Origin of the sequence: Undibacterium sp. Dicai25W, from assembly GCF_049340505.1 — a bacterium.
Lineage (GTDB): Bacteria > Pseudomonadota > Gammaproteobacteria > Burkholderiales > Burkholderiaceae_D > Undibacterium > Undibacterium jejuense.
This window is the reverse complement of the sequence record NZ_JBMPOQ010000020.1, coordinates 20,600-47,304: the sequence shown is the minus strand read 5'-3', so window position 1 is coordinate 47,304 and position 26,705 is coordinate 20,600. Positions and strand designations below refer to the sequence as shown.

Annotated in this window: 24 protein-coding genes; 12 read left to right on the top strand and 12 right to left on the bottom strand. The window is 47.1% G+C overall.

All coding sequences use genetic code 11. From position 1 onward, the window contains the following. Positions 1 to 400 precede the first annotated feature (400 nt). The 3 genes from ACO0KY_RS16850 to ACO0KY_RS16840 are packed head-to-tail and all read right to left on the bottom strand — an operon-like array spanning position 401 to position 3,134. Positions 401 to 1,291, bottom strand: a complete 891-nt coding sequence (locus ACO0KY_RS16850) for a DMT family transporter (RefSeq protein WP_423047975.1) — start codon at positions 1,289 to 1,291, stop codon at positions 401 to 403. A gap of 53 nt (positions 1,292 to 1,344) precedes the next feature. Continuing rightward, the gene (locus tag ACO0KY_RS16845) at positions 1,345 to 2,127 is read right to left on the bottom strand and encodes an alpha/beta fold hydrolase (RefSeq protein ID WP_423047973.1); all 783 of its coding nucleotides are present in this window, start codon (positions 2,125 to 2,127) and stop codon (positions 1,345 to 1,347) included. Next, positions 2,124 to 3,134 carry a M14 family zinc carboxypeptidase gene (locus ACO0KY_RS16840; RefSeq protein WP_423047971.1) on the bottom strand — a complete coding sequence of 337 codons (1,011 nt, stop codon included), beginning with the start codon at positions 3,132 to 3,134 and terminating at the stop codon, positions 2,124 to 2,126. The genes ACO0KY_RS16845 and ACO0KY_RS16840 overlap by 4 nt, the downstream gene beginning before the upstream one ends. Before the next feature lie 224 nt (positions 3,135 to 3,358). Here ACO0KY_RS16840 and ACO0KY_RS16835 point away from each other — a divergent pair, with 224 nt between their 5' ends. Beyond that, entirely contained in the window at positions 3,359 to 3,634 is a 276-nt protein-coding gene (locus ACO0KY_RS16835) for a hypothetical protein (RefSeq protein WP_423047969.1), read from the top strand. Between the two features lie 86 nt (positions 3,635 to 3,720). Here ACO0KY_RS16835 and gshA read toward each other — a convergent pair whose 3' ends face one another. Next, a complete protein-coding gene (gene gshA, locus ACO0KY_RS16830; protein ID WP_423047967.1) occupies positions 3,721 to 5,313 on the bottom strand; it encodes a glutamate--cysteine ligase in 1,593 nt (530 codons plus the stop codon). Between the two features lie 183 nt (positions 5,314 to 5,496). After that, on the bottom strand, positions 5,497 to 5,706 hold the full coding sequence (locus tag ACO0KY_RS16825) for a hypothetical protein (RefSeq protein ID WP_423047965.1): 210 nt from the start codon (positions 5,704 to 5,706) through the stop codon (positions 5,497 to 5,499). Between the two features lie 24 nt (positions 5,707 to 5,730). Between ACO0KY_RS16825 and ACO0KY_RS16820 the strand changes: the two genes are divergently transcribed. The 6 genes from ACO0KY_RS16820 to ACO0KY_RS16795 all read left to right on the top strand — a co-directional run bounded on the left by ACO0KY_RS16820 (position 5,731) and on the right by ACO0KY_RS16795 (position 10,998). Continuing rightward, entirely contained in the window at positions 5,731 to 6,123 is a 393-nt protein-coding gene (locus ACO0KY_RS16820) for a VOC family protein (protein ID WP_423047963.1), read from the top strand. Positions 6,124 to 6,157: 34 nt separating this feature from the next. Beyond that, positions 6,158 to 6,919 carry an ABC transporter ATP-binding protein gene (locus ACO0KY_RS16815; RefSeq protein ID WP_423047961.1) on the top strand — a complete coding sequence of 254 codons (762 nt, stop codon included), beginning with the start codon at positions 6,158 to 6,160 and terminating at the stop codon, positions 6,917 to 6,919. Position 6,920: 1 nt separating this feature from the next. Next, entirely contained in the window at positions 6,921 to 8,474 is a 1,554-nt protein-coding gene (locus tag ACO0KY_RS16810; protein WP_423047959.1) for a hypothetical protein, read from the top strand. 289 nt (positions 8,475 to 8,763) lie between these two features. Next, positions 8,764 to 9,084 carry an NINE protein gene (locus ACO0KY_RS16805; RefSeq protein ID WP_186913950.1) on the top strand — a complete coding sequence of 107 codons (321 nt, stop codon included), beginning with the start codon at positions 8,764 to 8,766 and terminating at the stop codon, positions 9,082 to 9,084. Positions 9,085 to 9,149: 65 nt separating this feature from the next. Continuing rightward, on the top strand, positions 9,150 to 9,476 hold the full coding sequence (locus tag ACO0KY_RS16800; RefSeq protein WP_423047957.1) for a DUF805 domain-containing protein: 327 nt from the start codon (positions 9,150 to 9,152) through the stop codon (positions 9,474 to 9,476). 427 nt (positions 9,477 to 9,903) lie between these two features. After that, positions 9,904 to 10,998 (top strand): catalase family protein, encoded by a 1,095-nt coding sequence (locus tag ACO0KY_RS16795; protein WP_186913952.1) that lies wholly within the window; start codon positions 9,904 to 9,906, stop codon positions 10,996 to 10,998. 102 nt (positions 10,999 to 11,100) lie between these two features. Here ACO0KY_RS16795 and ACO0KY_RS16790 read toward each other — a convergent pair whose 3' ends face one another. The 6 genes from ACO0KY_RS16790 to ACO0KY_RS16765 form a co-directional block, all read right to left on the bottom strand. Then, entirely contained in the window at positions 11,101 to 12,768 is a 1,668-nt protein-coding gene (locus ACO0KY_RS16790; RefSeq protein ID WP_423047955.1) for a bifunctional aspartate transaminase/aspartate 4-decarboxylase, read from the bottom strand. A 128-nt stretch (positions 12,769 to 12,896) separates the two neighbouring features. Beyond that, complete coding sequence (aspT, locus tag ACO0KY_RS16785) at positions 12,897 to 14,585, bottom strand: aspartate-alanine antiporter (RefSeq protein WP_423047953.1); 1,689 nt, start codon at positions 14,583 to 14,585, stop codon at positions 12,897 to 12,899. A 66-nt stretch (positions 14,586 to 14,651) separates the two neighbouring features. Beyond that, positions 14,652 to 16,343: an aspartate-alanine antiporter gene (aspT, locus tag ACO0KY_RS16780; protein WP_423047951.1), complete on the bottom strand. Its 1,692-nt coding sequence runs from the start codon at positions 16,341 to 16,343 to the stop codon at positions 14,652 to 14,654. 291 nt (positions 16,344 to 16,634) lie between these two features. Next, positions 16,635 to 18,257 carry a Dyp-type peroxidase gene (locus tag ACO0KY_RS16775; protein ID WP_423047949.1) on the bottom strand — a complete coding sequence of 541 codons (1,623 nt, stop codon included), beginning with the start codon at positions 18,255 to 18,257 and terminating at the stop codon, positions 16,635 to 16,637. A 39-nt stretch (positions 18,258 to 18,296) separates the two neighbouring features. Then, positions 18,297 to 18,998, bottom strand: a complete 702-nt coding sequence (locus ACO0KY_RS16770; protein ID WP_186913957.1) for a hypothetical protein — start codon at positions 18,996 to 18,998, stop codon at positions 18,297 to 18,299. After that, on the bottom strand, positions 18,991 to 19,659 hold the full coding sequence (locus tag ACO0KY_RS16765) for a hypothetical protein (RefSeq protein WP_423047947.1): 669 nt from the start codon (positions 19,657 to 19,659) through the stop codon (positions 18,991 to 18,993). The genes ACO0KY_RS16770 and ACO0KY_RS16765 overlap by 8 nt, the downstream gene beginning before the upstream one ends. Positions 19,660 to 19,932: 273 nt before the next feature. Between ACO0KY_RS16765 and ACO0KY_RS16760 the strand changes: the two genes are divergently transcribed. Further along, the gene (locus ACO0KY_RS16760) at positions 19,933 to 20,625 is read left to right on the top strand and encodes an aspartate/glutamate racemase family protein (protein WP_423047945.1); all 693 of its coding nucleotides are present in this window, start codon (positions 19,933 to 19,935) and stop codon (positions 20,623 to 20,625) included. 101 nt (positions 20,626 to 20,726) lie between these two features. Here the strand turns inward: ACO0KY_RS16760 and ACO0KY_RS16755 are convergent, their stop codons facing one another. Continuing rightward, positions 20,727 to 21,803 (bottom strand): MBL fold metallo-hydrolase, encoded by a 1,077-nt coding sequence (locus tag ACO0KY_RS16755; RefSeq protein WP_423047943.1) that lies wholly within the window; start codon positions 21,801 to 21,803, stop codon positions 20,727 to 20,729. Between the two features lie 211 nt (positions 21,804 to 22,014). On the opposite strand from ACO0KY_RS16755, the gene ACO0KY_RS16750 reads away from it, so the two are divergent. From ACO0KY_RS16750 to aceK, 4 genes are all read left to right on the top strand, one after another. Continuing rightward, positions 22,015 to 22,416: a MerR family transcriptional regulator gene (locus ACO0KY_RS16750; protein WP_186913960.1), complete on the top strand. Its 402-nt coding sequence runs from the start codon at positions 22,015 to 22,017 to the stop codon at positions 22,414 to 22,416. A gap of 257 nt (positions 22,417 to 22,673) precedes the next feature. After that, a complete protein-coding gene (locus ACO0KY_RS16745; protein WP_186913961.1) occupies positions 22,674 to 23,858 on the top strand; it encodes an isovaleryl-CoA dehydrogenase in 1,185 nt (394 codons plus the stop codon). A gap of 133 nt (positions 23,859 to 23,991) precedes the next feature. Next, a complete protein-coding gene (locus ACO0KY_RS16740) occupies positions 23,992 to 24,921 on the top strand; it encodes a pyridoxal-phosphate dependent enzyme (protein ID WP_423047941.1) in 930 nt (309 codons plus the stop codon). Between the two features lie 8 nt (positions 24,922 to 24,929). Further along, positions 24,930 to 26,699: a bifunctional isocitrate dehydrogenase kinase/phosphatase gene (gene aceK, locus ACO0KY_RS16735; RefSeq protein WP_423047939.1), complete on the top strand. Its 1,770-nt coding sequence runs from the start codon at positions 24,930 to 24,932 to the stop codon at positions 26,697 to 26,699. The last annotated feature ends 6 nt before the right edge of the window (positions 26,700 to 26,705 follow it).

The following is a 26,705-nucleotide window of genomic DNA, read 5'->3' as shown; positions in this document are numbered from 1 at the left end:
CAGAATGACCGTGCCGGTGAAGATCAGTAGAAAAGAAATCAGCAGGTCGCTGTGTGTACGAAGAGAAAAATTCTGCATGTTACATATCCCAGATGAAATACGACATGGACTTCTAAACTTGAAAAAATAACAGCTTTGTAATTTTGGGTTAATACACAACTCTATTGTGGACTGAATCGGATGAAATGCAATCAATTTGTTAATAAAATGTGGATTTTTTTGTAATGAAGTGATTACATTTTATTGATTTTTTAATATTTGGTTACAAAGATTTCTCAACGTGAAATTAAGTTGGTGTGCATCAATAATTACCTGTTTACATGGCAATTTGATGACGGCACAAGGTTTGTGAGTTTGGTAGGACCCACATGGTTTTGTGCCGCTTAAAGGAAAGAGTAATTTAGCGGTTGGTCAGAGAGACACCGGCAATCACCAAGATGCCGCCAAAGACCATAGAGATTAAAATCGGTTCATTGAGCAACAAAGCACCCAATGTAATACCAAATACAGGCACCAAATTATTGAATACCGCGGTTCTGGCGGGGCCTATGGTTTTGACACCTTCGTAATACCATACAAAACCAATAACGGTACCGAAAGCACCCAGATACACCAACGCCGCGAGCACTTGCCACGTTAAATGGCTGGCATCAAATTGTGCCAGTTCTGTCGTTGTACCGCAGACTAGCAATACCAATCCCCACAAGGAGGCATAAGTCGTCGCAGCAATCGGCGACAAGCCCTTCAGGGCTTGTTTACCGATAATCGTGTAAGCAGCCCATGCGCAGACCGCGCACAGCATGAACAACTCACCTTTGCCGATGGACTGTGACAAATCATGCAGCGCGCCGCTCACATCGCCACGAGTGATGACAATGCTGGCACCAATAAATGCGATCACGATTCCTATCCAACGCCGCATTCCTAAACGCTCGCCAAACAGCGCCGCCAGGATTAAAGCAGTGACAATAGGATTGAGTGCCACGAACAAAGCAGTGCGTCCGGCAGGCATGCGTTCTAATGCCGAAAAAAAGCACACGTTGTACAGAAATATGCCAGTGGCACCGAGCGCAAACGTCGCGTGTAGTTGTTGCCGGTTAAGCTTAGGTAAACCACCTTCGAGTTTCCATGCCAGCGGCAAGAGCAAAGCGCACGCGACCGTAAAACGCATTGCTGCCGCCATCATGTGAGGAATTTGCGGCGCAACCAGGCGTCCAGCGATAAATGTGCCACCCCAAAACAGAGCGACGGCGACAAGTTTCAGATAGGTGGTAAGGGCGACTTTTTGCACAATGATATTAACTAAAAGAAAATTGGAAAGCCTACACTAAATGGCACGGTATTTCAGCGAGGGATTGCATTTTGCGTTCGAATTTCAATCGTCGGTAACCACGCCTGAATCTGAGAAATCACCCAATCCCCATCGTCAAATGGCAAATCATGTCCGGCCGTTGGATGAATAGTTAAAGGACAATGCCACAGATTGGCCAGAGTTTTTGAACACTGAGGGTTGACCAATTGGTCACCATCCCCGACCAGCAATAACATCGCTGAGTGAGGCGTTTGCTGAGGTGCGTGATAGCGCAGTGCAGCCAGTAATTGACGAATGATATTGCCGCGGCTAATTGGGTATTGCCGGGCATAGCTGACCCAATTTTGTACCGCCGTATGTGTCATTGAGGTCGCTTTTTGACTGCTGGTCAGGTCGAATACTAACTGCTCGCGTTGTTGCACATTCCCGAACAACATCGTGGTGAGTAAACGTGGGTAATTACCTGGCCGTAAGCGGTGATAGAAAGGATTGTGCGGGGCCAGGCTGGTATTGATCAGCACCATCCTTGCTATTTCTTGCGGATAGCCGCGTGCCCACGCGACTGCAACCATGGCGCCCAAGGAAATGGCCAATAAACGGATCGGGGATTTTGCGTTTGCACCACGAACTTGCCTACGCGCGAATTCGACCATGTTTTCAATGTTGCTGGCGCTGGTTTGCTGGTGTAATTCACCGTTGCCGGGAAAATCAATCGTAATAACCTGGTCGTTTGGGAAGGCGGCTTTAAACGCCGCTAAAAAGTCCCCCCAATGCCTTTTCTCACGCATCAGGCCGCGTAATAAGACCCAGGTCATGGGCGATACCAGCGTGCAACCGCGCGCTCTTGCAGACGCAATCGCGTAGGGCCTTGTGCCATCCACTCCTGGTGACCACACGCAGCCCGCATCAGGAAATCCAACCACGATGTATGCCGGCGTAACACCCTGTGCAGGCGGTGTTCTGCAACGGGATTGAACATACCATGACGCGAAAACAATTGGCGCGGATTTTTTTTCACCCAAATCCAAGACCCCATTTCCAGTGTTAAAGGCAGAAACGTCTTTTCTGGGCTTTCCTGCGCCTGCAGGTACAGATAATCCCAGACGTCACCATGGGTCTGGTATTGCAAGCTTTGTGGCTCAAACAGGTAATGGTGATTCGGATGTGTTTGCTGAAATAATTCTTCTAATGCCAGGATGTCTGCCAGATTTGGAATAGGGTGAATACTATGCGCATGCGGAAACCAGACCCGGTCGCGTAAGCCAAAACCTGAATGGCAGTCTATCGCCAGACTAAATTGGCGGGACAATAATTCTTCTTTGACGGTCCGGCACAAGGCGATATTTTCGGCCTCCATTTCCGCGCCCTCTGGGCCGCGATACCACGGCAAATGCGGACTGAGTCTATGTCCCCCCAACAGAAATGGGACTTTATTTTCCGCTTGCACTGGTGCATTACGCATCAGATCAACGCCGTTTGGATTACTGCGGGTTGCTCGCCACATACCACCGGGATTGATCAACGGCATAAAGACCAGTCGGACTTCTTGCAGCATGTGCTGCAAACCTTTGTCCCACGATAGGCGCGTAATCAGCCCGCGTAAAAATGACAGCAATACTTGGGTGCCGATGCGCTCAAGTCCGTGAATTCCACCAAAAAAACCGATCGCCGGTAATTGGGGATCTGGATTGCCCATGGTCAGTTTGTACACCGGAAAGCGTTTATGCTGGACGTCAATTTCACACAAGATATCGACGTCAAGATAGGGTTTTCCCAGCTTAATGATGCGTTCTAACTCTCGTAATTCAGGCAATGCTGGCATGGGAAGCTACGCTAGAAATTTAACTCGCTCATGCTATTGGAGGCAGACTAAGAAAGCAAGAACATAGGAATGTAATTTTTACGACGCGAATTTACGACAGATTTCGTGGCAATACCCTTGAACGCTCTACCATTTCTAAATTTATATGCTTTAATGCAAAAAAGCTGCCACTGATTTTGCTGATGAATACCGCGGTACGTGTGACGACGAAACAAAGGTGAGCGATGAATAATCTGAAAATAGATGAAGCGATGGCCTATGTTCGTAAAATTGCGGCAAAGAATCGTGGCGAAGTACCAGAATGGAATAAGTATCAGGAATTATTAAAAGAACACCTGAAAGATCCTTTCAACCTCAGATTTAAAATGCCGCAAGAATATTATTACGCCTACTTACGTGGCAAGAACATGAGTCATGAAGAAGCGTTGGAGCGCATGGGAATTTCCACAAAAACCAAAACCAGTCAGGAAAAGAAAAAAAGTTTTTGGAAATTCTGGTAGACCAGTTGGTCCTTCTTAGCCACCCTCTGAGTCTTAGCACTCCAGCAAACAAATAGCTGCTCCTAATTTCAGGGCGGCCATAGAGCTTAATTTTCGCAGCAAATCTGGCTCGAAGTGCGCGAGCGATAATCGGTAATAAACTCGTCAAATGTACCGATCTGAGAGGCTTCCATTGTCTCTTGTTCAGCAATAGACGCTTTGGCCAAATCTTCAAAATAAGCAATTTCTTCTGGGCTTGGTGGGCGGGCGCGGAACTGTTGCGCCAGTATGGTACTTTGTTTGAGTGCAAATTGCGTAAATGAACCATTCTCAGCCTGAATTGCCCGTAATACTTGTGCAGACGGTGTCAGATCGCTGTTCAATAATTTTTCTTTCTGTACCTGCATAGACTCTGCATGCGCTGCAGCACCATGTTGTTTATCAAGTAAAGCGGCAACCGGAGTGATTTTTTCCAATAATTCTAGGCCCCAAGTCTGTAAGGAAACTGTTTTGCCGCCGCGCTTGAGCATTAAACCAGGGCGACGACCTTCTTTCACTGCCAGTGCAAAATTTTCAGAATTTTCCTGCCCTTCAGCCTCATTGGTTAATGGACTTTCATCCAGCGCGCAGAACAGTAAAAATGCATCCAAAAAGCGTGAGGTTTCCAGATTGATGCCAAGCGGATCAAACGGATTTACGTCCATACAGCGAACTTCCACGTATTGCACGCCGCGCGCACACAAGGCTTCTATCGGACGTTCACCGGTGCGGATTACACGTTTTGGGCGTATGGTTGCGTAAAACTCGTTTTCGATTTGCAATACATTGGTGTTGATTTGTACCCATTCGCCATTGATTTTGGTACCGATTTTTTCATATGCCGGATAAGGCTTACGTACCGCGATGGATAAGCTGCGCATGTATTCCATCAAATTGTTATACGGCGGCACCAGACCATCCTGAGCGTTATTTTGATAGCCAAGATCGCTCATGCGCAAACTGGTAGCGTAGGGCAAATACAAAGTATCCGCAGATAAGGTTTCCAATTGATGCGGACGACCACGCAAAAACGATGTCGTCAAAGCAGGCGACGCACCAAACAAATACATCAGCAACCAGCTATAGCGCTTAAAGTTGCGGATCATCGCAATGTAGCTTTCGGATTGTACATACATCGCGTCACCGGGTGTATTTTCGGCTTTCTGTAAGACTTTCCAAAGGTTGTCCGAGAGTGAATAGTTGTAATGAACACCGGCAATACATTGCATGCTCTTGCCGTAACGCAACGCCAGACCGCGGCGATAAACATGCTTAATCATGCCGATATGTGAATGTCCATACCAAGCGATCGCAATCTTATCTTCTTCAGGAAGAGGGCAAGGCATGGATTGGCTCCACAACATTTCATCACCGAGCTTGGTGTACGCAAAACGGTGAACCTTGTCTAACTTCTCTAGCGCTTGTGCAATGTCGCTTTCTGCCGGCGTAATGAACTCCAGTAAGGCTTCTGCATAGTCGGTCGTAATTTGCGGATGTGTTAATGTCGAACCCAACGCTTTTGGATGTCCATGTTGCGACAAATGCCCTTGCGGATCGACCCGCAAAGTTTCGCGCTCTATGCCTCTCAAGCCTTGTCCCAGCAAGGGGCGATGCTCATTACTATCGAGTAGCGCCAGACGTTGATTTAACAAATTACTCACAGAGTTTCCTTCAAGATATGATGTCATCACATTAATGCAAGATGCAATTTTTTGAGCAAGCATAGCCGAAATTTGAATTTGACATCGGATGCCATATCAAATCATCGTCATGTTTAACAGGTTGCCAAAAAGCAATGTGTGGTAATCGCGCTTTGCGCCCTCGATCACTGACGCGAAAAACCTTTATTTTCCTTGATGCGTTGAAATTCGTTGTTTTATTGCTAGTCGTAAAGATCGATCAATCAACTGCGCCATTGGTTTTTTGGTAAGCTCTTGCTGTAGTGTAACCATGTTTCTCATTGCCTGCTGCCTGGGCAGAAGTTGAAGTGTAGGCATGATATGTTTCAGGCGTATTGTTGATGCAGGCAGACGCGACAAAAAATTTGTTTTCATTGAAGTCAACCAGGAGCCATTGCAATGAAATTTGGATACACCATTATCTATGTGCCTGACGTAGCCGCATCTCTCGGTTTTTTTGAGACTGCATTTGGACTTCAGCGGCGTTTTCTCGATGATTCGGGCATGTATGGCGAGCTGGAGACGGGCGCGACCACGTTGGCGTTTGCCGCGCATGAAATGGGTGAATTTAACTACCCTACTGGCCACGTCGCGGCACACACTTCGATTAAACCGTTAGGTTTTGAAATTGCCCTCGTCACTGAGAATGTCGCACATGCCCATGCCCGCGCCGTAGCAAGTGGCGCCAAAGAATTGGCAGCACCATCGCAAAAACCCTGGGGGCAAATTGTTTCGTATGTCCGCTGTCCGGATGGCGTGATGGTTGAATTGTGCACGCCAGTGATCGGCTGAGTCTTAGCTTTAAAAAATCCTTGAAAGAAATGGCATGTCTGATGTTGCTTTAGAGTTGCAGGGTTTAACCAAAGTCTTTGGTCGTCCAGCAGTAGATCACTTAAATTTATCAGTGAAAAAAGGCGAGTTGTACGCTTTATTGGGTCCTAATGGCGCTGGTAAGACGACGACCTTACGCATGGTAGCGGGCTTGCTTTTGTCTGATAGTGGCACGATCAGTATTTTGGGACAAGATCTGTTGAGTGATCCCGCAGCAGCCAAGCAAAAGCTGGCGTATTTACCAGATGACCCGATGCTGTATAACAAACTCAAGCCGTTTGAGTATCTGGAATTTGTCGCTGGCTTATGGGGTATAAAACCTAGTTTTGCTCAAACCAAGGCGGCCGAATTGCTTGAATGGTTGGATTTAAGTAAACATGCCGACGAATTAACCGAAGGTTTTTCACGGGGCATGAAACAAAAGCTGGCGCTGGCCGGTGCCCTGATCCATCAACCTGAATTAATCATCCTCGATGAACCGCTGACCGGCTTGGATGCCGCAGCAGCGCGTCAGGTGAAAGATTTATTGCTTGCCCATGTTGCGCAAGGTGGCACTGTCATTCTTACTACCCATATTCTCGAAGTCGCAGAGCGCATGGCGCAGCGCATAGGGATTATTCAACACGGCAAACTGATCGCCGAAGGTAGCTTAGATGAGTTACGTCATCTGGCCGATAAAACGGACTCTGGTGCAGACCAAGGCGCACAAGTCGCGACGTTGGAGCAAGTCTTTTTGCAATTAACGGAACCAGCCTGATATGCGCGGAGTTGAATTTACACCAGGTAGTTTTTTGTGGCTGTTGATGCACGAATGGCGCATGTTTTTTTATGAAATGGGTGATGCCAGTAAATTGAATGCCAACTCAAAAAAGTCGGCGCGCGGCATGCCGCTTAAAGGAAAGTTACTGCTGGCAGTGGTCTGGATACTGATGCATTATCTAGCGTGGGAGATGATGTCTGATCTCCCTGCATTGACACGTTTCCCATCTTTCTTATTGTTAGTCGGAATTAGTTTTGTGCTGTTGATTTTGATGACCTTCATGTTATCGTCCGCACTTAATCGCAGTATCAAAGCCTTGTTCGAACGGGGTGATCTCGACTTGTTATTGTCGTCACCGATTTCTACGCAAACGATTTTTAATGTCCGGCTGACCGGTATCGTTTTGGGTGTGTTGGCGATATTTGTTTTCTTCCTATCACCGGTGATTGATGCTGGGTTATTCCTGGGGCAGATTTATTGGCTTGGTGCTTACCCAGTATTAGTTGGTATGGCGATGCTGGCATCTGCTGCAGCGATGTTATTGACATTAAGTCTGGTGAAGTTCATCGGCGTGAAACGCACCCACACCGTCGCCTATTTGTTGAGTGCACTTAGTGGTGCTGCGATTTTTTTGAGCAGTCAAATTTTTTCACATGTGCAAGAAAGTACGCGTCAGAAGGTCATTGGTGGCTCGCTGTCTTACTTAGACCAACATCATTTATTGGCGGAAACTAGTCCGATTTGGTTGCCAGCCCGCGCAGTATTTGGTGACTGGCTTAGCGCTCTGATGATATTTGCTAGTGGTTTGATTATTTGTTGGCTGACGACCCGCTACATGCATCACTTTTTTGTCCGCGGTGTACAGCAAGCTGGCGGGGTCAGTCCAAAAGTCATACCGGACTCACGAGCACGTAAAGTGCGACGCTTTTATAGCGGTGTTTGGTTAGTTATATTTGTTAAAGAATGGCGTTTGATATTGCGTGACTTCGAATTGTTGGCGCAAATCTGCCTGCAATTGTTGTATATGCTTCCGTTGTTTTTTGTGGTTTTTAAAAATGGTGTGATGCTCCCGGGCGTTGTATCAGGGCTGACCTATTTGGGAATTTCCTTGGCCGGATCGCTGATCTGGGTGATTCTTTCTGCTGAAGATGCGCCGGATTTACTGCAATGCGCGCCACTTTCGATGAAACAAATCATCTATGCAAAACTTGTAACCGCAGTGTTGCCTGTATGTGCGTTAATCGCTCCAGCTGTGCTTGGCTTATCTTGGCACGATCCGCTGTCAGGGGTGTCACTGGCAATTGCCAGTTTCGGCGGTATTTTCTGTGCGTCATTGATCCACCTGTGGCTTAGTAAGCCTGCGACACGAGATCATTTTAAACGGCGCGGACAAGGAAATCTCATCCCGATGTTGTTGGAAACTTTAAATGCTTTTTCCTGGACTGGTATGGCATTTGGTTTGCAGACTGTAGGAAAATGGGCCTGGTTTGGTGCCCTTGGCGCAGTAGTTGTGTTGATTATCGCGTGGCTAATGAGGGTGAGGCGACTTTGAACTGGTGAAGCAAATCGCGATCATCACATAGAACTGACGCAAAACCGCCCCAGCGGCGTTATAGCTTCTTGCCGTACCCTTGTAATGTCGTCGTCGCCATGCCTTGCTGGAACGATTTTTCGTCAGTCCTAAAATAAAAATATGTTGTAATTGTTGCTACTTTTTTTTATATTCACAGAACTTCGACGTTTTTCTGTGCGCCTTCAAAATAAGTCATTAGAAAAAGTTTGCTCTGTCGAGAAGAAAAAATATTTTAATTAGTCCAGAAGTAATTTCAGGGGTATTCATTGTGAGTGAATCAGTTCAACAAATGATTTATTGTCGTGCCTGTGGGCAGCAAATGCATGTCAGTGCAGCTGCATGTCCGGGTTGTGGCGCGGTTCAGACGCCGGCAAACGCTTCTGATAAGCGCATATTACCCGCGATGTTATTGTGTTTCTTTTTCGGCTTTCTCGGTGTGCACCGCTTTTATGTAGGCAAAATTGGCACGGGCATACTGCAAATATTAACTCTGGGTGGTTTTGGTATATGGGCTCTGATCGATTTTATTTTGATTGTCGTCGGTGCCTTCACGGACTCTGACGGTCATAAAATTACCGAGTGGACCTAAAGCTATTTTTAAATAGTACTGTGTGATAAGTAAGTTTTTTGTTTCTGTTCAATTGGGAAAAAGTGATGAACTTTCAAGATTCAATCAAAACCTGTTTCAATAAATATGCGTCTTTTGAAGGACGAGCATCGCGCTCTGAGTATTGGTGGTTCGCGTTGTTTACATTTTTAGTTGCGTATATCGGGATGTCGCTAAGTTATACCTTGTATGTATTGATTGCTCTGGCACTTGTTGTGCCTTCTACTGCGGCCGCTACCCGTCGTCTGCATGACACGAATCGTAGTGGCTGGTGGCAATTAATTGCCCTTCTTCCTATCGTGGGCATTATTGTTCTGATCGTGTTTCTGGCGCAGGAAAGTAAACCTGAAAGCCCTGCGGCCATCAGCGCCTGATAGGTAAGAATTCAATGGGCACTGATTCGTTAATGTCGATGTGTCGGTGCCCACTATCACGTTTCTTTCAGTAAAGTAGATCTCTTTTCCCCAACTTGCCATCTCATGCATTCTGAAAGAGCATGGTCACCATCCGTGTCAATAAACGACATTCCTGATTCATCATTAGGAACTTTTTGTGTTTCCCGTCTATGCTTTGATTGATGTATAAGTACAACGCCCTTCAATTGCTTGCCAATTTAGACATGTGTAAGATACGCCGTACATGTTAATGAATTCGCGCCTTTGCAGCGATTTCAGTCTTTTGCAATATTGTCTCGCAGCTGAGTGATGGCTCTTATGCAGTGCATGAATATTTTCATCATGTATCGCCGGAACGCTGTTGTGTCAGTCCCCCGATTGAAATTAAGTGTGAAGAGGAAAACCTATGGCGTCTCCACCACCGCTCGCAACTGAAAAAATTCCCGCAGACGAGGCCAAATACATTCGTGAATTGCGTAAGCGTTTGCAAGCGAAAATTACTCAGGAATATCCCAAAGGCATCATGCGGCGCGATGCGCATCCAAAAATGCATGGGTTGGTACGGGCTTACTTTATTGTCGAGCCCGATTTACCTCCGGAGTTGCGAGTTGGTGTTTTCAAAGAAAATCGGCGCTATAAAGCATGGATACGATTCTCCAATCAAAACGGCACGATACAACCTGATATTAAAAGCGATATCCGCGGCATGGCGATCAAACTCATGGGCGTCCCGGGTAAAAAATTGCTTGAAGCAGAACAAGACGAACAAACCCACGATTTTATTCTGATCAGCACGGATGTGTTTGTGACTGCCGATGTAAAAGAATTTGCCGGATTGATTAAGGCATTCACTTCCGGCGCATTGTCGATCATATGGTTTTTTATGACGCATTGGCGGGCGGCATACAACCTATGGCATTCAATGTTGAAATTTGCCAATCCTTTGCACATCAGCTATTTCAGTACGACGCCGTATATGTTCGGCGATAAAGCGGTGAAGTATTCGGTGGTACCAACGACTCAGGTGATCGACACGTTGCCAGCGCAACCCAAGGTCAATTTTTTGCGTGATGCGATGGTCGCCCAATTATCACAAGAAGATGCCGTGTTTGACTTCCGGGTTCAGATACAAACTGATGCAGTGCAAATGCCGATAGAAGACCCGGGAAAATTATGGCCAGAAGCCCTGTCGCCTTTTCGTAAAGTGGCGACGATACGCATACCAAGGCAAAGTTTTAATAGTGAAATACAGCGCGAGTTTGGCGAAAATATGTCGTTTTCTCCTTGGCATGCTTTGCCTGAACATCGACCGCTTGGTGGCATCAATCGCGCACGAAAAATTGTCTATGATGCGATTTCTAAGTTCCGTCATGAACATAATCATGTTGAACGCAAAGAACCGACGTCATGGGAAATTCCGGGCATGGATCTGAATGAACAACAAAATCAGAACAGCCGTTTTCAGTGGGGAAATACCACGACTTTCCAGATTCACGAATAACACGAGACTGTAGACATATCGCTGTTTTTACGAAGATCGAAGATAAAAAAGCGGCTTTGCATCTATATAACGATGCAAAGCCGCTTTTTGATTTACTTCATGTTATTTTTTTGAAGACTTTTTGCTCTTATCAGCCTTCTCGCCTTTTTCAGCTTTCGCAGATTTTTCTGCGTTTCTGCCGTCTTCGCCGTTCTCTTTCAAGAAAATTTCGTAATACTCGGTCGCCATTTTGCGGATCGCCTTACCGATGTTGGCGTAGTCGTATTCATTTAGATTAGCTAATGAAACACGACCCGATGGATGAGTCGTACCGAAACCTTTACCTGGCAATAAAATGACGCCGGTTTCTTCAGCAAGCCGGAACAATGCTTCATTTGGTTTCATTTTCTTCAGTAACCATTTAGCAAACGGTTTTCCATGCATTTGTTCTGCCAGTGATTCCATATCCAGCAAATGGTAATAGCGCACAGAATTTGGATCATGCGGCATAGGCAGACCAAGTTCGCGGTACAGAGCTTGTTTGCGACGCAAAACGATGCTCTTCATCTCCGCTTTATAGTGACCCGCTTCATCCATCAGTGAAAACAGAGAGAACAAGGCCATTTGTGCCTGCACTGGTGTGGAGAGACCCGCCGTGTGATTTAAAGCTACTGTGCGGCTATCAGCGACCAGTCTGTCGATGAACTTGAGCTTGCGCGGTTCAGTGGTGATGGAGTGATAGCGGGTATCGAGTTCTTTGCGCAATGATTCTGGCAAATTCGCAATTTTTTCATCCAGAACATTGTTCTCATGCGTAGCGACCACACCCATACGCCAGCCAGTGGCACCGAAGTATTTCGAGAACGAATAAACCAGAATCGTGTTGTAGGGGCACAGTGCAAACAAGGATACGAAATTATCAGCAAAGGTCGCATAAACGTCATCGGTCAGGATAATCAGATCTGGACGTTTCTTGACGATCTCAACGATGTAAGCCAGCGTTTCATCATCAATTTTTACTGACGGCGGATTGCTAGGATTGACCAGGAAAAACGCTTTGACCTTAGGATCAAGTAATTTATCTAATTCCTTCTTAGTAAATTGCCAGTTGTTTTCTTGCGGCGCATCGATCATCAATTCGACCAGATTGTAGTCATTGAGTAATGGGATTTCGATGTACGGCGTGAAGATAGGCATGCCAAGCGCAATTGTGTCACCTTCGTTGATCAGGTGATTGGCCTTGAGGCTGGCGAACAGGTAAGTCATTGCTGCGGTGCCGCCTTCAACTGCATACATATCAAAATGACCGATGAATGGATGCTCACCAACCATTTCGCGATGGATGTATTGTGCAACCACTTTTTCACTGAGGCGCAGCATACGATCTGGCACAGGATAATTACATGCCAATATCGCTTCGCACATTTCGTAAATAAAATCACCAGCGGACAGACCAAGCTGATCGCGTACATACGATACCGCCGCTTCGATAAAGCGTACGCCAGGAACGCCTACATTGTTTTTGGCAAAAATTTCAAAACGGGCTTCGATGCCTTCGCGTTGCGGGAAGCCGCCGACGTCTTTCATGTAAATGTAAGAACGTTCTGCTTCCGTCATGGCGAACAGGCCAAATTGGAAGAAGCCGTGACGTGGCGTTGTCGCCAGAAAATTTGGGTTACCACGCCCCGCATTGAGCATCATACGATTGCTTTGTTTTGCGGTCTGGATAAGCGCGTCTTTGAGTTCGAAAGGGCTCAATAAAGCGAGTTTGTCGGGATTGCTAAAGTCCATGTTTGTTACTCCTTAATGGTAGTGTATCTATCGAATCAATTAAATCTCTTGATTCTCTTTAATCGATGAATAGATGTTGAACATAACTTCATTACCCGGTGACTGACCGGGTAATGACTGGAAACAAATTAAACCAGGGCGACGACCAGCGGCCCAAGCAAGGTCAAAAACACATTCGCGAGCGCATAGGTAATCGCAAACGGTACCGTCGGAATTGCATTTTCAGCTTTATCTAAGACTTCACCGAAAGCCGGATTGGCGCTACGCGAGCCGCTCAGAGCACCGGCAAAAATCGCCGTATTGTCATAGCGCAGTACATAACGTCCGATTAACATGGTCAGGATCAAAGGCAAGATGGTTACAACGACTCCGATCAGAAACAGCGAGATACCGTGCTCTTTAACGGTTTGTACCGCTTGCAAACCGGATGAAAGACCGACCACGGTAACAAAGCCTGCCAGGCCCAGATCTTTGAGAATTTGAACAGCACCAGCGGGCATCGCACCGAGTGACTGATGTTTGGAGCGATACCAGCCAAACAGCAGGCCTGACAATAACGCACCGCCGCCACTGCCCAGCGTGAGCGGTATTGATCCGATCTTTGCAGTCAATAAGCCAACCGCCAACCCAACGACCAGACCCGCCCCCATATAAACAAAATCCGTTTTTTCACTTGGAACAATCACATAGCCAGCGATACCAGCAACGCGTTTAACGTCTTGTTCTGAGCCATAAATGGTAATCACGTCACCCAACTGAACGATCGTATCCGCCAACATAGGCAAGACTTTTCCCATGCGACTGATTTGTACAACGTAGATACCGTGGCTGACGTCGCCAGCGGTCTGTGCACGAATTTCGCCGACTGATTTGTTATGGAATGCCTTATTCGTCAACGCGATATCCTTGCGTTGCATGGTCAGTTCCATACCTTCCACTGCATACAGTTCTTTGCCCAGTTCTGTGGCAACATCAACCATTGCTTCACGGCGTCCGACCACCAATACGATGTCGTTAGTTTCCAGGACTAATTCAGGCGTGACTTCAATGAATTGCTTGTTACGTTGTACTCTTTCTATGGTGATAGTGACTTGAGGATTTGCTTGCTCCAACGCCAACACCGTTTTGTTACCGGCTTGGGTGATTTGGTAGATGCGTCCCGTCAGATCAGGTGCTGCAAGTTGTTGGCCTGGTGCCAAAACCTGCACGCCTTGTTGCATCGCTGCTTCCGCTTTGACTGCATCTTCTTTGATACTACGACCCATCAGTCTTGGCAGTATATTGACGCAAACGATGATGGCACCGAAAGAGCCAAACACATAAGTCACCGCGTAACCAACGGCGACATTGCCTTGCAAGCGGGTGACTTCATCGGCGGCCAATCCTAATTTGGCGATGGCATCGCTGGCGGTACCAATGATAGCTGATTGCGTCAGACCACCTGCGGCAACACCGGCAGCAAGGCCTTTGTCGAGTCCGAAAATTTTCGCCATGATGACAACGGTCGCTAACGCGGTTACCGCTAACACCACCGCAAGAATAATTTCGCGTATTGATTGCTTTCCGAGAGAATTAAAAAACTGTGGTCCGCTTTCATAACCAACCGCATAAATAAACAAGGCAAACAGCACAGCCTTCACGCCAGGATCAACATGTACGCCGACCTGACTGACGAGCACCGCAACCAGCAATGAGCCAGCGACGCCGCCGAGTTGAAATTTTCCAAACTTAATTTTCCCTACATAATAGCCAATTGCCAGAGATAAAAACAAAGCGATCTCGGGTGATTTGGCAAATAAGGCATGTAGACTTTCCATATTCAGTACCTTTCATTAAAAATTATTCACAGCACATCAGGTGAGTATTGTTCGCCTGATGCGCTGTTACGCTGCATGTTGCAGCATTCCTGCTAAAGCTACGATGAGTGGCCCCAGCAATGGCAAGACGATATTTGAAACCGCATAAGTGATCGTGTAACCCAGCAAGGGAGTAGAATTACCTGCGACTGTTTGTATCGCGCTAATCGCTGGTGTGCTGCACTGTTGACCAGCAATTGCACCTAATAAAATAGGCGCTTTTAATTTCAACAAAAAGTGTCCCACGAACAAAGACACACATGCAGGGACCAAAGCGACCACAACACCGATGAGTGGCAACGACACACCGTATTGTTTTATCAGTGTGATTGCCTGCGGGCCGGATGAAAAACCAACGCAAGCAATAAACCCAGCCAGGCCCAGGTCTTTTAATAAAGCCAAAGCAGATTCGGGAATACCAGCGACTTCCATGTGCTTGTCCTGATACCAACCAAACAGTAAGCCGCTTAACAGAGCACCGCCACCCGTACCGAGTGATAATGGAATCGCGCCTAGTTTGAGACTCAGCATACCTATCGCAATGCCACTAACGATGCCCAGAGCTGCGAAGCTGATATTGCTTTTATCAGTCTTACGAATTCGCTGACCTAGCTTTTCAATTGCGACAGCAGAGTCTGTGCTGCTGAGTGTATTGCTGATACAGACTTGTAATACATCACGCAATTGCAAATGCAGATCCGGCAACGGAGGCAAACGGTGTTCACCACGTTGCACACCGATAATTTGCATACCTGTTGGCAGTTGCAGGCTGGCAAGCGTGGTCTTATCGAGATCAGAATTTTTTAGTATGACCTCAGTGCGATATAAAATCAGATGAAAGCTATCCGGATCCGCAAATTCTTCGCCTAACAGCGGCGCTTTGTTAGCCAATACCTGACGCAGTCCAAGAACCAAAATTTCATCTGAACGTAATAGCGCCAGTTCAGGAGTGATTTCCTGATACACGCCATTTCTGCGTACTTTGACTATCGTTGTTTGTGTACCCAATTGTTGTTGGAGCACACTCAGACGTTGACCATCAACTTGAATTCTGTAGCTGCGCCCTACCACGTCAGGGACTGCAGATTCAGCCTCTGCGCTGACATCGTTCCCTCCCATTTCCTGCCATAATTTTTCTGCTTCCTGACGCAAGTTAATACGTAACAACAAAGGAAAAATCTGACTGGTGACGATCACGATGGTGACTAATCCGAAAATATACGTAATCGAATAGGCAGTCACCACATTGGCTTGTAGTTGGCGGATTTGCGCTACGGGCAAGTCCAGTTTGGAGATGGCATCCGTCGCTGTTCCTACCACCGCAGACTCAGTGGCAGCACCTGCCAACATGCCAGCAGCTGTTCCTTGATCGAACTTGAACCAATAGGTCGCGAGTAGTACCAGCGTCACGACCACGATCACTTCGATGAGACATAACAGTGCCAGACGTAGCCCCTTAGCGTTCAGATTGGCAAAGAATTGTGGGCCGCCTGCATAACCGAGGGCAAAAATGAATAAAACAAAGAAGACGTTTTTGATGCCAGGATCAATCGCAACTTGTGCCTGACCCAAGAGCAGAGCCACAATCAGCGTACCGCAGACGCCGCCTAACTGAATAGAGCCAAACTTGATTTGTCCGAGTGCATAGCCAATCGCCAGCGCCAAAAAAAGCGTAATTTCTGGTTCCAGCTGTAACACGTGCACAAACGAAATTGGCATGCCTCATTTTTCCTGACTAAGTAAGATGCGGAGGTGCTGTCAAAACCCCTTTCATCTACAACTCGCAAACTGCGATTTTTGGAAAGACTTGATGCTGAAACGAAAAACTTTTTTGATCTGTGTCGAAAAATAAGATCAAAAGATAACATACCAGTTCACCTACGCAAAAGTATTTTATAGGTAGGGACAAATGAGCATCTTGACCAATATCAACTATTTGCATTGAGCAAAATTTGGCCTTGATCAAGATTTTTACTAAAGCGGCCGATTATCTTCGTGAATACTTAGAGATCAAGTTGGATCAATAACGCCACGCGCAATCATACGTAATGCGGTCAGGCTAGGGATGAAAAAATATTCGCCGCCACGTGTTTCTACAAAACGCGGAATCTTCGCCAAAATGAACGGCACCTCTTCACTTGCGGGGTCTACTTGCAACACGGCTTTACTCGAAAAATGCGGATCATGACTGTGGTTGCCGAGGATGATTTCTTTATCGTTACCAGCCTTAAAATCATTGCCATAATTGACCCACTGTTGCTGCACAAATTCAAATTGGCGATTGATGTCGGCGTTGAGCATCATGATAATAATGCCGTGATTACCATCGTCTCTGCTACGGTCTTTGACTTCACCGTACGGTAAACCACGGCGTAAAATGCGGCGTCGGTTACTTAAGGCGCCAGGCGTATCAAAGGCACCGGTAATTGTTTTGTAGGAACCAGGTATGTCACCGGGATCTCGTCCCATTTCTAAAGAAGCGCGCGGATTGATACGGCGCAAATGTGCGCTGAAGGGGCATTTGGCGCCACTCATATCATCGTCATACGTAAAGTCGCTTAACATCCGATCTTGTTCTGCGGGGCTGGCTTGCGCAAATTTTTCATCAAACTTTTTCTTGCTCCCAGCGTCTGGTGCGCTGACCAGCGGTGCGCCATTGTCACGCCAGCGACCGACAAATTTTGCTGCCAATAACTCTTCTCCGCCCGGATATTTTTGTCCCTCTTGCTTCAGATATTTGTCAAAGCTGGCGACATTTTCATGCAGCTTTCTATAGACCATATAGGTGCCGTTGCGCGCCAACAAAATGGGACGTGGCGCTGGTGGATATTCTTGCGCTTCATCGATATGACCTAATAAAAATTCGCCAGTCGCTAAAGGTGCCCAACTACCATCAGCCATTTGTTTGCCACGACCACGCACGCGTGCTTCGTCATACGGTACGCCTTCAAACACGGGGTCGCCTATGCCGTCGGTATAACCGAAATGTTCTTTGGCTGTCGGCAGACCGTTTTCCATCACGACCTTGACATCCTGATAGTCAAGCAACGCGCCATCGTCACCGCGATTGCCACCAAGAATGACCACGCCAGCTTCCGTCTTCTTCACTTCCTCAAGCAACCATGCATACGCCTGTTCCAGAAACACATCGCATTGCGTCATAGCTTGCTGTATCCCGGTTAATCCAGTTTCTGACGAGGGTGGTGCCAACGCGTTGAGGGCAATAAAAATATGAACGTCTTTGTCACGGGTTTCGCGATTATCGCGCCAGATTGGATCCCAGTGTTCCGGCGCGCTCGGACCATCGTCACCGAGTATATCTTTGCGGCGCTTCATCCCTTCGACAAACTCGGGTGAAAAACCGATCAGTGATGCGCGTGGCAATTCCAACTCTTTCAAACCCTGATATGTGAAGGCGATATTCACCGTCCATTCAGGCGGTGGTAAATCATCTGGGCCTTTGCCCCAACAAACTGCCGTTGTGACACGTTGTGTGATTGCATCCACAAAGCGACGTGCCCGACTACTATTGCGAATATTCAAAAATACATAGCGTGCTTTGGGATAACCGAAACGACCATAAGCACGTAACACATGGCCTTGAATATCTAATAGATCGAGTTGTTTGCTCATGACAGACTTTCTGAATATAGACGTTGCTTGATCGATGATTCAAAGCCGGTATTGACCTGGCTGCCAACTTGGCGTTTGCAAATCATTGAGTTGAGTTCGCAGCATAAAAGCACGGTAATTTGCGCGAATTGCGGTAGCACTTAAACCTTGATTTTCAATCGCGAATTTTGTGAATTCCTGCTTCATGTACAGCGCCTTTAATTGTTCCTCTAAGGGCTGATCAGTAGAACCATTAAAAAATAATGATGTCGTCACCTGACACTTCTTCATGTAAGTAATAAAGTCACTGGCATGGTGGACATTTTCAAAGCCATAGCAGTTATCCCAGATGTCATGAATGCGGCCATTAATTGCTTCCCACATACCACGCAAATAGGCGTCAGGTGTGCCTGCCGGGCCGGCGTAAAAATTGCAGCAAAACACCAGATAACGCGATTGCAAACGATCTTGCTTAGGCATGACATCGCGGCGCAAACTATCCGGCACGACCGGCAGAATATCCGACCAGGTATCCGGTAAGCTTCCACCGGGTAGTGATTCCGTCACCACATCATCAAGTACATAAAAGCGGCACAGATAGGTTTGTGGCACCAGTGCCATGGGGCTGTTAAATTCGCTATTCCAGGCTTGCAATTTATCGCGCACCAAATCGGCATACGCAATTTCTTTACCCGGTACACGACCGTTTTTAATCGGTGAAAGTATCGATAAGCCGTAGGCATTTCCGGCGACATTAGACATGACCTTGCTCCTGATCAAGCTGACCCGCGTGCCAGCGTTCACGTTTTTCTACCTGATAGGCAGACATACTGATAATCGGTGTTGGATGCATCGCCCCTAAATCGTGTTGTAAGCCACGAAGTACGCCGTGATAGCGCTTTAAGAACTCTTCGTCGCTTCCATCTTCGACGGTCTTATTAAAGTCACTCAATGTGTCTTTGACGGTCTTCGCTGATTTCACATCATTTGAGGTCGCCAGCGGATAGGCGTTGTAGTAATGGATGGTTTCCAGCTGGTTATACTGGATATAGTTGTGAAACGGCGTCAGCGCCACTGATTTGGAATAACGCACATTCCATTTCCAGAATAAATCCAGCCCCCCCGGAATCGCAAAGGTGAATGAATCGACATACTGATCCCAACTGCCATTGAAGTTACTAAAGAACAGCATGTAGGAATAGTTGAGATTTTCTTTTGGCTGATCCGGTGACAGATGCGGAAACTGTTTGCGTCCAATAATGACCCAGCGCGCATAGTGAATCAACGATAGGGTTTGTAAACCGCTGAGGGTGCTCGGACGCTTTAAGGCAACCCAAAAGAATAATTTATTAAGCCACGCGGTGTACCAGCGAACCGGCGTGATGACATTCATGGCATAAGCTTTGCCAGCGATATTAGACATGCACAGCCTCCCAAAAAGAATACGACGGAGATTCGACAGGTGTTTTTGTTATGATAGCGAGATGTTATTTTAGAATAACATAATGATAATTTCTGCGCAGCTATTTTTTGTGAGGCGTGATTTATTTGCAAAAAATAAGTGGCAAAATCGTACTGTCCAAACCACCATGCCAGCGCGGAAACCTTTGCATCAGCATTCTCTGTCATTGATATGATTTCTAAATAGAATCAACGGTCACACGCAATTTGCTATGATCAAAAACAGGAGGCTGTTTTGAAAACCATAGGTTTAATCGGCGGCATGAGTTGGGAATCAACGATCCCTTACTACCGCAAAATAAATGAAGTCATCAAACAAAAATTGGGTGGTTTGCATTCGGCAAAAATCATCTTGTTGAGTGTCGATTTTCATGAAATTGAACGCCTGCAACATCAAGGTGATTGGCATGCTGCCGGCGCATTGTTGGCAGAGGCCGCATCGACCCTGGAAAAAGCCGGTGCTGATTTTCTGGTGCTGTGTACCAATACCATGCATAAGGTCGCTCATGATATTGAAGCGGCGGTCAGTATCCCGTTGCTGCATATCGCTGATCCGACGGCGCATGCCATCAAACAGGCTGGTTATCAAACTGTAGGCCTGTTAGGAACCCGGTTTACGATGGAACAAGCGTTTTATCGTTCTCGTTTAATTGAACAACATGGCTTACGGGTCATCGTGCCTGGACCGATTGAAATTGATGTGGTTCATCGCGTGATATATGAAGAGCTATGCTTGGGAATTGTATCTTCTGAGTCGCGCAAGGCATATCAAAAAATCATCGGCCATCTTGCCGCACGTGGCGCAGAAGCGGTGATTTTAGGTTGTACGGAAATTTCACTGCTGGTCAGTCCGGAAGAGTCGACATTAAAGTTATTTGATACAACGGCATTGCACGCGACAGTGGCAGCTGAATTGGCGCTCGCTTAAGTTGGATTGCAGATGAGCTTCTGCAGCAGACTTACCAAAGCTTTCAGGCTGGCACCATCAGTATGCGCTGCTTACAATTTGGCGCGAGTGCTTAAGTTGTCTTACTGCGCAACGACAAAGCGCATCACGCCATCGTCCCCCAATTGACGAACCAGTACGCCATCGAACCAGAGCTTGTGCAAATGTGCGAGCGCTTCACCGATGGCGAACGTCAGTTGATGCGAATCGAGCGGACGTCGGAACATGATAGGCACGATGTCGCATGCGGATTGCGGCGTAGCGCAGGCGACGCGCACCTCTTCCAGTCGTTCAGCGTGATGCTGTTGCAGTTGCGTGATGCGCGTGTGCATGCCTTTAAACGGTTTGCCATGGGACGGCAAAATTAGTGTGTCGGCAGGTAATGGCAGATATTTTTGCAATGAATCAAGGTATTGCTGCACCGGATTCGCTTCAGGCTCAATCGCAAATACCGAGACATTGGTAGAAATACGTGGCAGCAGCATGTCGCCAGAAATCATCAAATTCAATTTCTTGCAAAACAGCGACGCATGCTCAGGAGAATGCCCAAAGCCAGTGATGATGTCCCAGCGTCGTCCCAAGATCGTCAATGGTGTACCTTCTTGCAAGCGACGATAAGCCGCCGGTACGGTTGGGACTAAACGTGTGTAGTGGGTTTTACGTTCCTGAATTTGCTCCAGCATTGCCGGGTCAGTCAGGCCATGTTTGCGGAAATGCGGGAACATCGCCGTCCCGTCTGCACCTGGCAAGCTGGCGGACATCATGCGGGCGAACGCATATTCACCAGCGGTCATCCACAAAGAGACTTTCCAGCGGCTGCATAAAAAGTCAGCCAGCCCCACATGATCCGGATGGCAATGGGTCACAATCACGCGCACGATGGGTAATCCACGTAAGTGATTGTTCACATCACCCAATAACACTTCCCATGTATCCCGCGTGGTATCGCTGGAAATCCCGCAATCCACCACGGTCCAGCCATGCACCCGCCCGGTGTCGGTTTCGATCTCGTCTTCCAATAACCATAAATTGATATGATTTAAGGCAAATGGCAATCCCATGCGTACCCACAGCACGCCAGGGGCGATTTCCATGGTTTTGCCTGCTTCGGGCAAGGTGTCGCCGAAAGGATAGTCGAGTTGCTGTTCAAGCTGATTCATGTTTGTCTCTTGGTGTGTTGCTGGTTTTGCTTATTTGGGACTGCTGCCAACGGGTTAAGTTGCTTTTCTATGGCTAGAAATTATTTTTTTTCAGTCCGATGTGCCTTGATAGGACGCTACGGCAGGAATAGCCTACAATGCGTTTTTATTTAATTGACGTTAACGTCAATTCGAGATTGTAATCAGAAAACTGATTTTTGTATCTAAAACTATGGCCACCTACACCATTACCGAATTAGCACGCGAATTCGATATCACCCCACGAGCGATCCGTTTTTATGAGGATCAGGGGCTCTTAAGCCCGACCCGCGAAGGTCCAAGTGGCCGTAACCGCGTCTATACTGCTCGTGAACGTACCCACTTAAAATTGACCTTACGGGGCAAACGTCTGGGTTTGAGTCTGTCGGATATCAAAAGCCTGGTCGATATGTATCGCTCCCCCAAGGATACAGAGACGCAGTTGCAAAGTTTTTTGGTCGTTTTGGCAAGACATCGTGCGGCATTGGAACAACAACGCGAAGATATTGAAGTCATGTTGGCGGAAATCAGTGCCCATGAAGAAGAGAGCCGTCAATTGTTGGCACAGGGGGCCAAAACGAGTCTGACCGAGTAAAAATACGGTCAAGTGCAAAAGCTGTGTAATTGACGTTTACGTTAACGTCAATTCAAAGTATCATTTTTGTTTCGAAGAATTCGATTTGCAAGCTGGTTTTCATTGTAATAATTATCATTAGCCAGAGAAACCAGACGTTTAGTTTGAAGAATTATGTTAATAGCACAATAGTTAATTAATGGTTAATTAATAGTGAATTTATTCATATTCATCGCAAAAGACTCAATTCCACCATTCCAATATTCAGTGAGGACGACATGCTCCATCTCCCAGGTTTAACTTTTGATCACGGCGAAGACATCGCCGCATTGCGCGAAGCGATTCAACAATTTGCCGCAGCAGAAATCGCACCCCGTGCCGCTGAAATCGACCGTAACGACCAATTTCCTATGGATTTATGGCGCAAAATGGGCGATCTGGGCATTCTTGGTATCACGGTCGGTGAAGAGTACGGTGGCGCAGGTATGGGGTACCTGGCGCACATCATTGCGATGGAAGAGATTTCCCGCGCTTCCGCCTCTGTTGGTTTGTCGTATGGCGCGCACTCAAATCTGTGTGTGAACCAAATTAAACGCAACGGCACTGAAGAACAAAAACAAAAATATCTGCCAAAACTGATTTCTGGTGAACACATTGGTGCATTGGCGATGTCTGAACCAAATGCTGGTTCCGATGTTGTTAGCATGAAACTGCGCGCTGATTTTAAAGGCGATCGCTGGGTGTTGAACGGCACCAAAATGTGGATCACCAATGGTCCAGACGCAGATACCTTAGTTGTCTACGCCAAAAATGATCTGGAAGCAGGTCCACGTGGCATGACCGCTTTCCTGATTGAAAAAGGTTTTAAAGGTTTCAGCATTGCGCAAAAGCTAGACAAGCTCGGCATGCGCGGCTCCCACACCGGTGAGCTGGTGTTTGAAGATTGCGAAGTCCCAGCAGAAAACGTCCTCGGTGGTTTAGGAAAAGGGGTCAATGTTTTGATGTCCGGCCTGGATTTCGAGCGTACTGTTTTGTCAGGTGGCCCGTTGGGCATTATGCAAGCGTGTATGGATTCCGTGGTGCCTTACGTGCATGACCGCAAACAATTTGGTCAGCCAATTGGTGAATTCCAATTGATGCAAGGCAAATTGGCGGATATGTATTCCACCATGATGGCATGTAAAGCTTATGTCTATGCAGTCGGTCAGGCTTGCGATCGTGCCACGACACCCGAAGCTGTCCGCGCGCTGCGTAAAGACGCTGCTGGCGCGATTCTGTACTCCGCAGAAAAAGCGACCTGGATGGCAGGTGAAGCGATCCAGACCCTCGGCGGCAACGGTTATATCAACGAATATCCGGTCGGCCGTTTGTGGCGTGATGCGAAACTGTATGAAATCGGTGCCGGTACCAGCGAAATCCGTCGTATGTTGATCGGTCGCGAACTGTTCGCAGAAACGCGCTAAAGTCTGGAGCAGTGGGTAGTTTTGCCGGTCACGCCGATGAAACTGCTCCCAATGGCTTGTTTCAGTTTTGCCGTGCAAGCATCCGAAAAACGGCTTGCACACTTCTTGACATCAGCATTCGGAAAAATCAGGTATGACACCATTACATCTGAATACCCCATTATTAGCTCATCGAGCCTTGTCTTCTGCGCTGGATAAACAAGTCTGGCTGAAGATGGACAATCTCCAGCCTTCCGGCTCGTTCAAGTTGCGTGGCATAGGGCTGATGTGTCAGCGTGCTGCGGCCAAGGGCGCACGGCATTTTGTCTGTCCATCTGGCGGTAACGCGGGTTTTTCTGCAGCAGTTGCGGGCGTTGCTTTGGGATTGCAGACCACGATAGTCGTACCAGAAACCACCTCAGAAACAGTACGCAATGCCATTCGCGCGATCGGCGTGAATCTCATCGTCGAAGGCAAAGTCTGGGATGAAGCTAATCAGCGCGCACTCGCTTTATGTGAGCAAGCGGGTACGGTGTACATTCCTCCGTTTGATCATGCCGACATTTGGGATGGCCATGCCAGTCTGATCGATGAAGTTGCAGGTCAACTTGATTTTGACGTCGTGGTTTGCTCAGTTGGTGGCGGCGGCTTGATGAGTGGTATTGTGCAGGGCTTGCAACGCAATGATTTGAAGCATGTTCCGGTTATCGCGGTGGAAACTGAAGGTGCCGCTTCTTTGCATGCAGCAATGCAAGCAGGTGAATTAGTGACTTTACCTGCTATCACGACGATCGCAAATTCGCTCGGTGCACGGCGTGTGGCACAAAAGGCACTTGATCTGACGCGTGAACACGACATCCGTAGCGTGCTTGTCAGCGATGCACAGGCGGTTGACGCTTGCCTGAAATTTGCAGATGATATGCGTGCTTTGGTTGAGCCCGCTTGCGGTGCCACGTTGGCAGTTGCTTATCAGAACTTATCTGTCTTGCATGCGTTCAAAAAACCACTATTTGTTGTTTGTGGCGGCATAGGCGTAGATTTGGATAAACTACAAGCTTGGAAAAACCAATTTCAGCTTGTCTGAGTAAAAACATGCCAAATACCCATTTCCCCAAACTGTTGTCCTCCCAAATTGCCTTCGACATCGCAAAGATGATCCTCGATGGCTTTGATAAACATTACCGCCTGTTTAGCGCGAGTAGTCAGGGAGCCAAACGACATTTTGAGACGGGTGATTGGAAAGCTGCACAAACTGCTGCACGTGAGCGTATCCAGTTCTATGACACGCGCGTACGTGAATGTGTTCAAGCGCTTGAGGACGAATATGACGAAGACGATCTGACCGATGATGTCTGGCGCGAAGTCAAACTGCACTACATGGGTCTGCTGACCGATCATTTACGGCCAGAGTTGGCAGAAACGTTTTTTAATACCGTATGCACGAAGATGCTGCATAGAAATTATTTTCATAATGATTTCATCTTCGTACGTCCCGCGACCTCGACGGAATATATTGAACGTGAAGATACGCCACCGACTTACCGTGTGTATTACCCAGCGACCGACGGATTGAACTTTACAATTAAACGTATTGTTACCAATTTCCAGTTAAACGCCGAGTTTGAAGACCTGGATCGGGATGTTGCTTTGGTGGAGGCTCGTTTACGTGAAAACTTCGGTCGCGAAAAAATCGAGCCGAACCACCAGATACAAGTTTTAGCGAGCTTGTTTTACCGGAATAAATCCGCTTACATCATCGGCAAAGGCATCAACGGCAATCGCGAATACCCTTTCGTGATACCAATTATGCACAAGCATAAAGGCTCACTGGTGCTCGATACCGTGCTGTTTGATACGATGCAAATCACGGTTTTGTTTTCTTTTACACGTGCGTATTTCATGGTCGACATGGAAGTGCCGTCAGCGTATGTTCAATTCATACGCAGCATTTTGCCGAAAAAACCGCGTAGCGAAATCTACACCATGATAGGCCTGCAAAAGCACGGTAAAAATTTGTTTTACCGCGATTTTTTGCACCACCTTAAATATTCTTCAGACCAGATTGCTGCCGCGCCTGGTATTCGTGGCTTAGTCATGTTGGTATTTGCATTGCCATCGTTTCCGTATGTCTTTAAATTGATTAAAGACAGCTTCCCGCCACCGAAAGAAACCACCAAAGCGCTGATTAAAGAAAAGTACCTTTTGGTCAAAAATCATGACCGCGTTGGCCGTATGGCTGATACGCTGGAGTACTCGGATGTGGCTTTTCCACGCTCACGTTTTTCTGATGATTTGCTCCACGAAATTAAGCAATATGCGCCGTCTTTGTTGGAAGTGAATGATGATGAAGTCGTCATTAAACATCTGTATATAGAACGTCGCATGACACCATTAAATATCTACCTGACCGAAGCAGAGCAGCGCGGTGATATGGACGCCATGGAACACGGTGTGCGTGAATATGGCAATGCGATTAAAGATTTAGTGGCAGCGAATATTTTTCCTGGCGACATGCTGTATAAAAATTTTGGTGTCACCAAACATGGTCGTGTCGTCTTTTATGACTACGACGAAATCGAATACATCACCGATTGCAAGTTTCGCAAAATTCCAACACCGCGCAATGAAGAAGATGAAATGTCTGCTGAGCCGTGGTATCCGGTTGCTAAGAACGACGTGTTCCCTGAACAGTTCGGGACTTTCTTGTTAGGCAATCAAAAAGTAAAACAATTTTTCTTGAAACATCACGCAGATTTGCTGACAGCCGACTATTGGGACGGACGCAAACAGCGCATCGTTGCAGGGAAAATTGATGATGTGTTTCCGTATCCGCAAGAGATCCGATTCTGTCATCAAACATAATTAAAC